This is a genomic window from Hephaestia mangrovi, from assembly GCF_019880555.1.
Classification (GTDB): Bacteria; Pseudomonadota; Alphaproteobacteria; order Sphingomonadales; family Sphingomonadaceae; genus Sphingomonas; species Sphingomonas mangrovi.
In genome coordinates this window covers 69,960-82,579 of sequence record NZ_JAINVU010000002.1, presented here as the reverse complement: position 1 = coordinate 82,579, position 12,620 = coordinate 69,960, and the positions used below count along the sequence as shown (strand labels likewise).

Below are 12,620 nucleotides of genomic sequence, written 5' to 3'. Positions count from 1 at the left end.
GAGTATCCGATGAAATTTCTATACGGATCGGCCACCGCCATCGCCGCGATCGCCGCCATGGTCTGCGCCGCCGCGCCATCGACCGCGCAGGATCAATCGGCCGGCGCGAAAACCTTCGTCATGTGCAAGGGCTGCCACACAATCGACAAGGGCGGCCGCAACGGGATCGGCCCGAACCTCTCCGGCCTGTTCGGCCGTGCCGCCGGCTCAGTCGCCGGCTACAATTATTCCCCGGCGATGAAGAAATCGGCCATCCGCTGGGACGACAAATCGCTCGACGAATTTCTCGCCGCCCCGACCAAGAAGGTTCCCGGCACCAGGATGCCGATCAGCGTGGCGGACCCGGCCAAGCGGGCCGCGCTGATTGCCTATCTCAAATCTGCAACAGCGAACTGAACAGGAGACGCCGCATGTCGCCCTCTCGCCGCTCCGTGCTCGCCGCATCGGCCCTAGGCCTCGGCATGGCGACCGTCGCGCGCGCCGGGCGTCCAACCAGCAATGCCGCGCGTTTCTCGCTAAAATTCGCGCCGCACGACGGCAGCTTCGTGAGCCGCGGCGATGTGATCGAGCAGATCGCCTTCGCCGCCGATCAGGGCTTCACGGCGTGGGAAGATAATGAGGCCGTCTCGCGTCCGCCGGCGCAGATCGACGCGATGGCAAAGGCGCTGCGGCAGCGCGGCATGACGATGGGCGTGCTCGTTGCCAGCATGCCCAAATGGTCGCAATTCCGCCCGCTCCTCGGCGCGGACGACGGGGCGGAGCGCGAGGCGATGCTGGCCGATCTCGGTCCGGCTATCGAGGTCGCCAAACGCCTCGACGCGAAATGGCTCACCGTCGTTACCGGTTTCATGGACCCCAAGGTGCCGATCGACCTGCAAACCGCACGGATCATCGAGCTGATGCGCCGCGCCGGCGACGTCGCCGCACAACACAACGTCGTGCTGGTGATGGAACCGCTCAACACGATCACCAACCATCCGAACATCTTCATGCGGACGATCCCGCAGGGCTATATGATCGCGAAGGGCGCCAACAGCCCCGGCGTGAAGGTGCTCGCCGATCTCTATCATGCGCAGATCCAGGCGGGGAATCTGATCCCGACGCTGCAAAGCTGCTGGGACGAGATCGGCTACATCCAGTTCGGCGACAATCCGGGCCGGCTCGAGCCTGGCACCGGCGAGATCAATTACAAGACGATCGTCGGGTGGCTGCGCAAGCGCGGCTATGCCGGCGTGATCGGCATGGAGCACGGCAACTCACTCGACGGCCGCGCCGGAGAGGACCGGCTGATCGCTGCCTATCGAGAGATCGACGCCGCATGACGACGCTGGATGGAGAGAGGACATGATCGATCGACGCACCGCCTTGGCCGGCGTGGCCGCCCTGTTCAGCGCGCCGCTTTATGCGCCGATCGCCCGCGCCGCCGGCCTCGCCGGAAAGGCGGCACGGCCGGTAATCAGCGACGGTCCGCCGAGCGTCCAGGTGTTCACCCCCGCCCAGAAGGCGGCAATGACCGCGCTCAGCGATCGCGTCATTCCCACCACCGACACGCCGGGCGCGATCGCGGCGGGCGTGCCTGATTATATCGAGAAGCTGCTGGCCGATTGGGCGTCACCCGACGAGCGCATCCCGATCATCACGATGCTCGATCGCCTCGATGCGAAAAGCCTGGCCGACAACAAGGTGCCCGTCGCCAAGGCGACACCCGAGCAGCAAGACGCGCTGCTCACGGCGGCGATGAACAATGAGATCCCCAACGGCGCCTGGTTCTTCGAGGCGTTTCGGCAGCTCGTCATCACCGGATATTACACGTCCGAGATCGGCATGACGCAGGAGCGGGAATATCTCCCCGTCCCCGGCGAATATCACGGCGATTATCTCTATTCCAACGTCAACAAGGTGTTCACGGCATGACTTTGAACAGACGCACCTTCGTCGCTGCCGCGGGTGGCCTGATGGCCCTCGGCGCGAGCGGGATCGCGCGCGCAGCACAGGTCCGCACGATAGGGCTGCAGCTCTACACCGTGCGCGAGATCTTCGCGATCGATCCGGTCGGCACGCTCGAGAAGGTCGCACAGGTCGGCTATCGCGAGGTCGAGTTTGGCGGCGGCAATTACGACACGATGGATCACGCGATGCTGCGCAAGGCGATGGATCGCCTGCAGTTGCGCGCGCCCTCGCTGCACGTGCCGCTCGAGCTGATGACCAAGGACTTCGCGGCCATCGTCAGAATGGCCAGGACGCTCGGCGGCGAAACGATCGTGCTGCCCTGGCTTGGCGACGAATATCGCTCCGAGGCAGGCTTCGCGACGCTCATTCCGCAAATCAACCGCTTCGCCGCCCAGGCGCGCGATGCAGGATTCGCCTTCGCTTATCACAATCATGACTTCGAATTTCTCACCCGTTCGGCGGACGGCACCACGCTGTATGACCGGCTGCTCGCCGATACCGATCCCGCTTTGGTGCGGTTCGAGCTCGATCTCTATTGGGCGATCCACGCCGGCGCCAACGCAGCAAAGCTGATCGATCGGGTTTCCACCCGCCTCTACGCCTTCCACGTCAAGGACATGAAGAAAGACGGATCGATGGCCGCGGTCGGCGCCGGGACGATCGACTTCGCGGCGTTGTTCAAGCTGCCCGGCGCCGCGCACGTCCGACATTTCTACGTCGAGGATGACGAAGCACCGGCGCCGTACATTCCCGACATCACCACCAGCTTCAAAAACCTGCGCGCGCTGCGTTTCTGACGGCAATTCGAAGAGGCTTGCATCATGGCATCGACCAACGCGTTCGACGCGATCGTCATCGGCTCCGGAGTCAGCGGCGGATGGGCCGCCAAGGAGCTGACCGAAAAGGGCCTGCGCGTGCTGATGCTCGATCGCGGCTTCATGGTCGAACACGGCTCGGGCTATCCTTATGACGGCACCCCGGCGTTCGAGCTTCCCGCGCGCGGCACGGTGCCCCAGGCAATCGTCGACAGCGACTATTTCATCGCGAAATACGGCTATCTCGAAAGCAGCAACCTGCAATTCTACAATGACGATCGCCTCAATCCCTATGCCTTCGACGAGGGAGATGAATTCCGCTGGATCAGACCCGCGGCGGTCGGCGGAAAATCGCTGATCTGGGGCCGGTGGTGCTTCCGCTGGAGCCCCGCCGATTTCGAGGCGAATAAGCGCGAAGGCGTCGGCGGAGACTGGCCGATCCGCTACGACGACGTCGCTCCCTGGTACAGCTATGTCGAGAAGTTTGCCGGTGTATCGGGATCGCGGGAAAACCTGCCTTATCTCCCCGACAGCGAATTCCAGCCGCCGATGCCGATGAACATCGCGGAGAAATGGCTTAAGCCGCGGCTCGAAAGCAATTTCCCCGGGCGCAAGCTGATCCACGCGCGCTTGTCCAACATGACCGAGGACAAGCCCGAGCAGAACCGCACCAAGTGCCAGTTCCGCAACCAATGTTCGAACGGCTGTTCGTTCGGGGCTTATTTCTCGACCCAGGCCGTCACCCTGCCGGCGGCCCGCGCGACGGGCCGCCTCACAGTCCGTTCCGATGCGGTGGTGTCCAACCTCGAATATGATCCGGCGCGCAAGCGGGTGACGGGCGTCCGCTTTATCGATGCCAAGACCGGCCAGGCCGAGGTGGTGAAGGCCGATCTCGTCTTCCTGTGCGCCTCGGCAATGGCTTCGGTCCAGATCCTGATGAACTCGCGCGCACCCGGCGCCGAGCGGAGCTATTTCGACACCAGCGGCACGCTCGGCCGTTACATCATGGATCATATCTTCCGGGTCGGCATTTCCGGGGAAATACCCGGCATGACCGACTATATCGAATATGGCCGCCGCCCCGGCGGGGTCTACATCCCCCGCTTCCGCAATGTCGGCGAAGACGACGATGTCGGGTTCCGGCGCGGTTATGGCTATCAGGGCGGCGCCGGCCGCGATGCCGCCCCGCCAGAAGGCTTCGGCGCGTCGATGAAGCAGGGCATGCGCCGATACGGGCCGTGGCGCTTCTCGATGGGCGCGTTCGGCGAGTGCCTGCCTTACGAAGACAACCGCGTGACGCTGCACCCGACCAAGGTCGATCGTTTCGGTATCCCACAATTGCTGTTCAACGTCACCTTCCGCGACAACGAGCTCAGGATGATGGCTGATGCGCGTGAACAGGGCGAGATCATGCTGCGCCGGGCCGGCCTGCTCAACGTGACGAGCAGCGAGCAGAAGCATGTGCCCGGCGAGGCGATCCACGAAATGGGCGGCGCGCGCATGGGTGCCGATCCGCGCAGTTCGGTCCTCAACCAGTGGAACCAGGCGCACGAGGCGCCCAATTTGTTCGTCACCGACGGCTCACAGATGAACTCGACCTCGTGCGTGAATCCATCGCTCACCTTCATGGCGATGACGGCGCGCGCGGCCGATCACGCCGTTGCGCAAATCAAGGCCGACGCGATCTGACCTCAATAAGCCAGCGCGCACCCGTCGGCGCGCATCTCGCTCGCGGCGGCGTAGACGCGGGTGTCGCCGTCACGCCGGTTCTCGACGCACTCGTATCGGCCGAACCCGCCATCGGGTTGGCCGATCGTCCAGCCGATATCAGCCAGTGCCGCCCGCGTTGCCGCCGGAATACCCGTCTCCAGCCGCAGCAATCCGGTCCTCGGCAGCCCCGGCGAATCCTCGCCCATCGATTGCGACGAACCTTCGTGGTGCCAGCGCGGGCTGTCGGCGGCGGACTGGATTTCCAGCCCGTAATCCTTGCGATTGACGATGATCTGCGTCTGGCCCTGCGGCTGCATGTCGCCGCCCATCACGCCGAACGCCATCCATGGCACGCCTTTGATACTGGCGAAACCCGGTATGATCGTCTGAAACGGTCGCTTGCCCGGCGCGTAGATGTTGGGATGGCCGTCCTTTAGCGAGAACAGCTGCCCGCGATCCTGGAACATGAAGCCCAGCCCGTCGGCGACCAGCCCCGATCCCATGCCGCGGAAATTCGATTGGATCATCGACACCATCATGCCGTCTTTGTCGGCGGCGCTGAAATAGGTGGTGTCGGCATGGTCGGGCGCATGGCCGGGGTAGACCGGCGTCAGGATGCGATCGGGCCTGATCAGCGCCGCGCGCTTTGCCGCATATTCTTTGGAGATAAGCCACTCGACCGGCACTTTAGAGAAGTGCGGATCGGCATAATATCGCGCGCGATCCTCATAGGCGAGCCGCTTCGCCTCGACCTGGAAATGGATCGAGCGCGCCGACTGGAAGCCCTCGCCGCGCAGGTCGAAATGCTCGAGCATGTTGAGCATCTGCAAGGTCGCGATGCCCTGCGTGTTGGCGCCCAGCGCATGCACCGTCACGCCGCGATAATCGGTGGTGTGAGGCTCGACCCATTCGCTGTGCATCGCCTGCAGGTCGCTCTTGCGCAGCCAGCCGCCGATACGGCGGAAATAGGCGTCGATCGTGTCGGCGATCGGCCCGTCGTAAAAGGCGTCGCGGCCGCCCTTGGCGATCATCCGATAGGTGCGCGCGAGATCGGGGTTGCGGAACACCCCGCCGGTCGCCGGTCCGATGCCATCGGGGGCGTAGGTCTTGAAAGCATTGTCGATTTCCTGAATCTGATCGCGGCGCTGCTTGAAGATCGCCATGTTGTGGCGAATGTAATAAGCGATCACATCGGGCACCGGCACGCCATTCTCGGCATAGTCGATCGCGGGCTGCAACACCTCGGCCCAGGGCAACTTGCCGTAGCGCTGGTGCAGCGTCCACCACGCATCGAGCGCGCCGGGCGTCGACACCGCGATCGCGCCCAGCGCAGGGATCGCGCCGTTCTGGGCATGCTGACGGACGGTCTCGAGGCTCAGCCCCTTGGGCGAGCCGCCCGATCCGGCCAATCCCATCAGCTTGTTTTGTTTGGGATCCCACACCATCGCGAAACAGTCGCCGCCGATCCCGCTCGACGTCGGCTCGAGGAAGCCCAGGCAGGCATTGATCGCCACCGCCGCATCGACCGCCGATCCGCCGCGCTTGAGAATGTCGAGCCCAGCCATCGTCGCATAGGGGTGCGCCGATCCGCACGCGCCCGACGTACCGTAGACCGCAGTGCGCGACGCAAAGCTGGCGCCGACCGGCCGATCCCCGGCGCCGACATCGGTGCGCACGAAGCGCTCGGCGCCATCGGGCCAGAATTTGGGTTGCTCCGCCGCGCTCGTCGAGGGTGACGAACCGGCTTCGCCCGTTGCGCGCGCCTTCTGCTCGCCGCGCGCCAAGGCGGAACTCGCCACCGTAGCGGCGGGAATCGATGCGATGAAGGTTCTGCGACGCATGGGCGATCTCCCGGGTAGGAAGGGACCGGCTGGCGGTCCAACGAGATGCAGGCACCTTGGCGACCGCTGCGCACCGGGTCAACGTGGTGCTCCGGAGCGCCTCACCCCGGCTGGCGTGCCGCGACGCTTGATGGCATGGAGCGGGGCAATGGCACAGTGGCACTTCTGGATCGATCGCGGCGGCACTTTCACCGATGTCGTCGCCCGACACCCCGACGGCAGCATCTCGACCGCCAAGTTTCTGTCCGAAAATCCAGAACATTATGACGACGCCGCGGTCGCCGCGATCCGCCAATTGACCGGCGTCGGCGACGGCGACATTCCACCCGCCGATATCCGCATCGGCACCACCGTCGCGACCAACGCACTGCTCGAGCGCAAGGGCGAGCCGACCGCGCTCGCGATCACCAGGGGATTCGGCGATGCGCTTCGCATCGGCTATCAGGAACGGCCGGATATCTTCGCCCTTGCCGTCGAGCGCCCTGCCCCGCTCTACGCCGATGTGGTCGAGATCGACGAACGCGTCACCGCCGACGGCGAGATATTGCAGCCGCTCGATTCCCGCGCCGCTCGCGCCGGGCTGACAGCGGCTTATGAGCGCGGACTGCGCGCGATCGCCATCGTCTTGATGCACGGCTTCCGCCACCCCGCGCACGAGGCCGCGCTTGCCGAGATCGCCCGCGAGATCGGTTTCACCCAGGTTTCGGTCAGCCACCGCGTCTCGCCGTTGATCAAGCTGGTCGCGCGCGGCGACACCAGCGTCGTCGACGCCAGCCTGTCGCCGGTGCTGCGCCGCTATGTCGAGGGGCTCGAAGCCGCGCTCGGCGAGGGACGGCGGCCCTTGTTCATGCAATCCAATGGCGGGCTTACCGACGGGCACAGCTTCTCGGGCAAGGACGCGCTGCTGTCGGGGCCGGCGGGCGGCATCGTCGGCATGGCGCGAACGGCTGAACAAGCCGGCTTCAGCCACGTCATCGGCTTCGACATGGGCGGCACCTCGACCGACGTATCGCTCTATGCCGGCGACTATGAGCGGCGCCACGACGCCGTGCTCGGCGGCGTCAGGATCGCCACGCCGATGCTGCGGATCGATACGGTCGCCGCGGGCGGCGGATCGGTGTGCGACGTCAGCATGGGGCGGCTGGTGGTCGGGCCGGATTCGGCTGGCGCGGTGCCGGGGCCGGCCTGCTATCGCCGCGGCGGCCCGTTGACCGTGACCGATTGCAACCTCGTTCTCGGCAAGATCCAGCCCGATCATTTCCCCCACGTTTTCGGCCCCGACGGCGACCAGCCGCTCGATCGCGCCGCATCGGAAGCACGGCTGGCCGAACTGGCGGCTCGGGTCGAAAGCGAGACGGGGCAGCGCATCGCGCCGCGCGCGCTTGCCGAAGGGCTGATCGCCATCGCCGTCGCCAACATGGCCAAGGCGATCAAGTCGATCTCGGTCGCGCGCGGGCACGATCCGGCCGATTACGTGCTTGCCTGTTTCGGCGGCGCGGGCGGCCAGCATGCCTGCCTCGTCGCCGACGCCTTGCGGATCGAGCGAGTGATGATCCACCCGCTTGCCGGCGTGCTCTCGGCTTATGGCATGGGCCTCGCCGAGCGCCGCGTGATGCGCGAGCGTACCGTATCGCTGCCGCTCGCCGACAACACGGGCCGCGCCGAGGCGCTCGCCGCCATCGAACAGGAAGCGCACTCAGCACTCGCTGCCCAGGGCGTCCCCGGCGACACCATCAGGATCGAGGCGAGCGCGCAACTGCGCCACGCCCGCGCCGATTTCGGGATTGCCGTCAAAGTCGGCACGCCCGACCGGATGCGCGCCGATTTCGACGCAGCGTTCCGGCGGCAGTTCGGTTTCACTGTCGATGACGCGCTGGTCATCGACCTGTTGCGGGTCGAGGCGATCGCCGGCGGTGCCGCGGCGCCGGCATCGGTGGTCGATCTCCCGACGAAAAGCCTGCCACCGCTGGCCGAGGTCGAGCTGTTCTCGGGCGGCACCGCGCATCGCGCGCCGCTGTTCGACCGCGCCGGGCTCGCCGCCGATGCGACGGTGCCCGGTCCGGCGGTGATCGTCGATCCCACCGCGACGACGATCGTCGAACCCGGCTGGCGCGCTACGGTCGATGCCCAAGGCAGCCTGATCCTCACTCGTCACGATGCGATCGAGCAAACAGATGCGGACAGCAGCGCCGATCCGGTGCGGCTGGAACTGTTCGCCGGCCTGTTCATGGGCCTGGCCGAGGAAATGGGCGCCGCGCTCCAGCGCAGCGCCGCCTCGGTCAACATCCGCGAGCGCCTCGATTTCTCGTGCGCGCTGTTCGATGCCGATGGTAATCTGATCGCCAACGCGCCGCACATCCCGGTCCATCTCGGCTCGATGGGCGACAGCATCCGCGCGGTGATCGCGCGCCGCGGTGACGGTGCCGACGGCCGCGGCATCCGGCGCGGCGACGTTTACGCGCTCAACAACCCGTATGAGGGCGGCACGCACCTGCCGGACATCACCGTCATCATGCCGGTGTTCGTCGGCGACGGCACCGCGCCGGCCTTCTTCACCGCAGCGCGAGGCCATCATGCCGATGTCGGCGGGATCAGCCCCGGCTCGATGCCGCCCGACAGCACCAGCATCGCCGACGAAGGCATCATCTTCGACAACGTGCTGATCGTCGACGAAGGCCGGTTCTGCGACGCCGAAATCCGCGCGCTGCTGGCATCGAGTGACCACCCGGCGCGCAACATCCCGCAGAATATCGCCGACCTTTCCGCCCAGATCGCCGCCTGCCGGCGTGGCGCGGACGGCCTCGTGTCGCTGGCCGACAGCCACGGCGTCCATGTCGTCCAGGCCTATATGGGGCATCTGCAGAACAACGCCGCCGCTGCGGTCCGCGCGCTGATCGGCAATCTGTCGGAAGGTGATTTCGCCTACCAGCTGGACAATGGCGCGGTGGTTCGCGTCGCGGTGCGGCTCGACCGCGCACAGCGCACGGCGACGGTCGATTTCACCGGCTCCAGCGATCAGCTTTCTAGCAATTTCAACGCCCCGCGCGCTGTCGTGCGCGCCGCGGTGCTCTACGTGCTGCGGACCTTGGTCGATCTGCCGATCCCGCTCAACGACGGCTTCCTGCGCCCGGTCGAGATCGTCGTACCCGAAGGCTCGATGCTCAACCCGCTTTATCCCGCGGCTGTTGTCGCCGGCAATGTCGAGACCAGCCAGGTCGTTACCGACGCCTTGTTCGGCGCGCTCGGGGCGCTGGCGGCCTCGCAAGGCACGATGAACAACCTGACCTTCGGCGACGACCGCTATCAATATTACGAAACGATCTGCGGCGGCGCGGGCGCCGGTGCCGGTTTCGATGGCTGCGACGCCATTCAGACTCACATGACCAACAGCCGCCTGACCGATCCCGAAGTGCTCGAGACGCGCTTCCCGGTGCTGCTGGAGGACTTCTCGATCCGCCGCGGATCGGGCGGCAGCGGCGCGCATCGCGGCGGCGAAGGCACCGTGCGCCGCCTGCGATTCCGCGCGCCGATGCACGCCGCGATCCTGTCCAACCGCCGCCGCGTCCCGCCGTTCGGGCTGGCGGGCGGCGCGCCGGGGGCGCGGGGCGTCAACCGCATCGAACGTGCCGATGGCCGTATCGAACCGCTCGCCGGCACCGGCGCCAGCGACATGGCGCCGGGCGACACATTGGTGATCGAGACGCCCGGCGGCGGCGGCTTCGGGCGCGCCGACTGATGCTCGTCCTTGCCGGCATCGTCGTCATCGCGGCCGGGTTCATGCTGCGCTTCAACCCGCTGCTCGTGGTCGTGGCGTCGGCGCTTGTGACCGGCCTCGCCGCCGGTCTCGATCCGGTCACCATCGTTTCGGCGTTCGGCAAGGCGTTCAACGACAATCGCTACATCACGATCGTTTACATCGTGCTGCCGGTGATCGGCATTCTCGAACGCCACGGCTTGCAAACCCGCGCGCGTGACCTGATCGGCCGTATTCGCGGCGCCACCATGGGCCGGCTGCTGCTGGTCTACCTGCTGTTCCGCCAGATTACCGCCGCGCTCGGCCTCACCTCGATTGCCGGTCCGGCGCAGACTGTCCGCCCGCTGATCGCGCCGATGGCAGAGGCCGCCGCCGAAACGCAGGGCAATAGCGATCCCGACAAGGCGCGCGCACTCGCCGCCGCCACCGACAATGTCGGCGTGTTCTTCGGCGAAGACATCTTCATCGCGATCGGATCGATCCTGCTGATGAAGGGCGTTCTGCAGAGCTACGGCATCGATCTGCCGCCGCTGCACCTCTCTGTATGGGCGATCCCTACTGCGGTCGCGGCGAGCGTGATCCACGGCACCCGCCTGCTGCTCGCCGACCGTCGCCTCGCGCGGCGCCGCGCCGCATGATCGGGCTCGGCTTTCTCTATCTCGTCGCCGGCGCCACGTTCGGCGCCTTCGCCATTCTCAGCCTGATCACGCGCCCACGCCGCCCCGGTAACGCGCTGTTCTACGCGCTGATCGCGGTCAGCTTCCTGCTCGGCGACCGCCTCGGCAATTTCGGCAACGGGCTTCTCGTGCTCGCCATCGTCGCCGCAGCGACGCTCGGCCGGATGCGGTCGGACAATGGCGATGCCGAGGCAGTCGAACAGCGCGGCTCGTTGCTGTTCGTGCCGGCACTGGTGATCCCCATGACAGCCCTCATTGGCACGCTGGCATTCTCGCGCCTGCCCGGCATCGTCGATCCCAAGCAGGTGACGCTCGTGTCGCTCGCGCTCGGCGTGATCCTCGCGCTCGTGATCTGCTATGCCTGGCTCAAGCCCGCCCCGGCCGAGCCGTTCCGCCAGGGCGCGCGCCTGATGGACCATATCGGCTGGGCCGCGATCCTGCCGCAGATGCTGGCGAGCCTCGGCGCGGTGTTCGCGCTGGCCGGCATGGGCGACGCGGTCGGTGGGCTGATCGGGCACCTCATCCCGTCGGGCAGCGTTTTCGGCGCAGTTGCGGTCTATTGCCTCGGCATGGCGCTGTTCACCATCATCATGGGCAATGCCTTCGCTGCCTTCCCGGTGATGCTGACCGCGATCGGCCTGCCGCTGCTCATCCACGGCTATCACGGCGAGCCGGCACGCGTCGCCGCGATCGGCATGCTTGCCGGCTTCTGCGGCACTTTGCTCACGCCGATGGCGGCGAATTTTAACCTCGTGCCGGCCGCGCTGCTCGATCTCAAGGATCGCTACGGCGTGATCCGCGCGCAGGTGCCGACCGCAATCCCGTTGCTGATCTTCAACATCCTGCTGCTCTATCTGGTGATGCCATGACCCGTCTCGATGCCGACACCGCCGCGCGCTTCGCTCGCCTGACGCTCGGCCATCTCGGCCAGGAATATCCGCACAAGCTCGATCACGTGCTCAATAGCGACGGGGATGCGCTGCCGCCCCGCGTGCTCCACCCGATCTTTCACGGAAGTTTCGACTGGCATAGCTGCGTCCATGGCTGGTGGCAGGTGCTCACTTTGGCGCGTCTCTATCCCGAACTGCCCGAGGCCGCGGCAATCCGCGCCCGCGCCGATGCGATGCTGACGCCCGATCTGGTCGCCGCCGAATGCGCTTATCTGGAACGGGCCGGCGCCGGCGCGTTCGAGCGCCCCTATGGCTGGGCGTGGCTGCTCGCGCTGCACGGCGAAGCGGCGCGGCACGATACGGCCTGGGGCGAGTCACTGGCCCCCCTTGCGAAGGCATTCGCGGCCCGTTTCCTGGCGTTCCTGCCCAAACTGACCTACCCGATCCGCACCGGCACCCACGCCAATACCGCCTTTGCACTCACGCTCGCGCATGATTGGGCGCGGGAGCACGATACCGCCCTGGCCGGCCTGATCGCCGAGCGAGCGACCGGCTGGTTCGGCGAGGATCGATCATGCCAGGCCTGGGAGCCGGGCGGCGACGAGTTCCTGTCACCGGCGCTGATGGAGGCAATGCTGATGAGCCGGTTGCTCGACCAAACGGCCTTTGCGCGCTGGTTCGACGCCTTCCTGCCGGACGCCGCCCAGGGCCGCCCGGAAACGCTGTTCGTGCCGGCGACGGTATCCGATCGCAGCGACGGCAAGATCGCTCATCTCGACGGGCTCAACCTCAGTCGCGCCTGGTGTTGGCGGACGATCTCCGCCGCACTCGGCGGCGATCACGCGATGACGACGCGCGCCCGCGACGCCGCGGACCGGCATATCACCGCCAGCCTGCCGCATATCGCCGACGACTATATGGGCACGCACTGGCTCGCCACGTTCGCGCTGCTCGCGCTGGCGGGTTGAGGCGGCGGCAGCGAA

Annotated in this window: 10 protein-coding genes; 9 read left to right on the top strand and 1 reads right to left on the bottom strand. The window is 66.5% G+C overall.

Annotation, left to right across the window (positions count from 1 at the left end):
- Positions 1-9: 9 nt before the first annotated feature.
- Genes K7G81_RS04405 through K7G81_RS04385 form a run of 5 tightly spaced genes read left to right on the top strand, consistent with a single transcriptional unit; the run spans position 10 to position 4,454 of the window.
- Positions 10-396, top strand: coding sequence for a c-type cytochrome (locus K7G81_RS04405; RefSeq protein WP_223029565.1), 387 nt, complete (start codon positions 10-12; stop codon positions 394-396).
- Between the two features lie 14 nt (positions 397-410).
- Positions 411-1,322 (top strand): hydroxypyruvate isomerase family protein, encoded by a 912-nt coding sequence (locus K7G81_RS04400; RefSeq protein WP_223029564.1) that lies wholly within the window; start codon positions 411-413, stop codon positions 1,320-1,322.
- 22 nt (positions 1,323-1,344) lie between these two features.
- Positions 1,345-1,914: a gluconate 2-dehydrogenase subunit 3 family protein gene (locus K7G81_RS04395; RefSeq protein ID WP_223029563.1), complete on the top strand. Its 570-nt coding sequence runs from the start codon at positions 1,345-1,347 to the stop codon at positions 1,912-1,914.
- Positions 1,911-2,747 carry a sugar phosphate isomerase/epimerase family protein gene (locus K7G81_RS04390; RefSeq protein WP_223029562.1) on the top strand — a complete coding sequence of 279 codons (837 nt, stop codon included), beginning with the start codon at positions 1,911-1,913 and terminating at the stop codon, positions 2,745-2,747. Before K7G81_RS04395 ends, K7G81_RS04390 begins: the two co-directional genes overlap by 4 nt.
- A gap of 24 nt (positions 2,748-2,771) precedes the next feature.
- Positions 2,772-4,454 (top strand): GMC oxidoreductase, encoded by a 1,683-nt coding sequence (locus K7G81_RS04385; RefSeq protein WP_223029561.1) that lies wholly within the window; start codon positions 2,772-2,774, stop codon positions 4,452-4,454.
- A gap of 2 nt (positions 4,455-4,456) precedes the next feature.
- Here the strand turns inward: K7G81_RS04385 and K7G81_RS04380 are convergent, their stop codons facing one another.
- Positions 4,457-6,316 (bottom strand): gamma-glutamyltransferase family protein, encoded by a 1,860-nt coding sequence (locus K7G81_RS04380; protein WP_223029560.1) that lies wholly within the window; start codon positions 6,314-6,316, stop codon positions 4,457-4,459.
- A gap of 148 nt (positions 6,317-6,464) precedes the next feature.
- On the opposite strand from K7G81_RS04380, the gene K7G81_RS04375 reads away from it, so the two are divergent.
- From K7G81_RS04375 to K7G81_RS04360, 4 genes are read left to right on the top strand one after another with little or no spacing between them, the layout of a single operon-like run.
- Positions 6,465-10,052 (top strand): hydantoinase B/oxoprolinase family protein, encoded by a 3,588-nt coding sequence (locus K7G81_RS04375; RefSeq protein ID WP_223029559.1) that lies wholly within the window; start codon positions 6,465-6,467, stop codon positions 10,050-10,052.
- Complete coding sequence (locus tag K7G81_RS04370) at positions 10,052-10,708, top strand: DUF969 domain-containing protein (RefSeq protein WP_223029558.1); 657 nt, start codon at positions 10,052-10,054, stop codon at positions 10,706-10,708. Before K7G81_RS04375 ends, K7G81_RS04370 begins: the two co-directional genes overlap by 1 nt.
- Entirely contained in the window at positions 10,705-11,616 is a 912-nt protein-coding gene (locus tag K7G81_RS04365) for a DUF979 domain-containing protein (RefSeq protein ID WP_223029557.1), read from the top strand. The genes K7G81_RS04370 and K7G81_RS04365 overlap by 4 nt, the downstream gene beginning before the upstream one ends.
- Positions 11,613-12,605, top strand: a complete 993-nt coding sequence (locus tag K7G81_RS04360; RefSeq protein WP_223029556.1) for a DUF2891 domain-containing protein — start codon at positions 11,613-11,615, stop codon at positions 12,603-12,605. The genes K7G81_RS04365 and K7G81_RS04360 overlap by 4 nt, the downstream gene beginning before the upstream one ends.
- Positions 12,606-12,620: the final 15 nt, after the last annotated feature.

Coding starts and splice junctions, on each gene's coding strand:
- K7G81_RS04405 (WP_223029565.1), top strand. CDS start 10: ATGAAATTTCTATACGGATCGGCCACCGCCATCGCCGCGATCGCCGCC.
- K7G81_RS04400 (WP_223029564.1), top strand. CDS start 411: ATGTCGCCCTCTCGCCGCTCCGTGCTCGCCGCATCGGCCCTAGGCCTC.
- K7G81_RS04395 (WP_223029563.1), top strand. CDS start 1,345: ATGATCGATCGACGCACCGCCTTGGCCGGCGTGGCCGCCCTGTTCAGC.
- K7G81_RS04390 (WP_223029562.1), top strand. CDS start 1,911: ATGACTTTGAACAGACGCACCTTCGTCGCTGCCGCGGGTGGCCTGATG.
- K7G81_RS04385 (WP_223029561.1), top strand. CDS start 2,772: ATGGCATCGACCAACGCGTTCGACGCGATCGTCATCGGCTCCGGAGTC.
- K7G81_RS04380 (WP_223029560.1), bottom strand. CDS start 6,316: ATGCGTCGCAGAACCTTCATCGCATCGATTCCCGCCGCTACGGTGGCG.
- K7G81_RS04375 (WP_223029559.1), top strand. CDS start 6,465: ATGGCACAGTGGCACTTCTGGATCGATCGCGGCGGCACTTTCACCGAT.
- K7G81_RS04370 (WP_223029558.1), top strand. CDS start 10,052: ATGCTCGTCCTTGCCGGCATCGTCGTCATCGCGGCCGGGTTCATGCTG.
- K7G81_RS04365 (WP_223029557.1), top strand. CDS start 10,705: ATGATCGGGCTCGGCTTTCTCTATCTCGTCGCCGGCGCCACGTTCGGC.
- K7G81_RS04360 (WP_223029556.1), top strand. CDS start 11,613: ATGACCCGTCTCGATGCCGACACCGCCGCGCGCTTCGCTCGCCTGACG.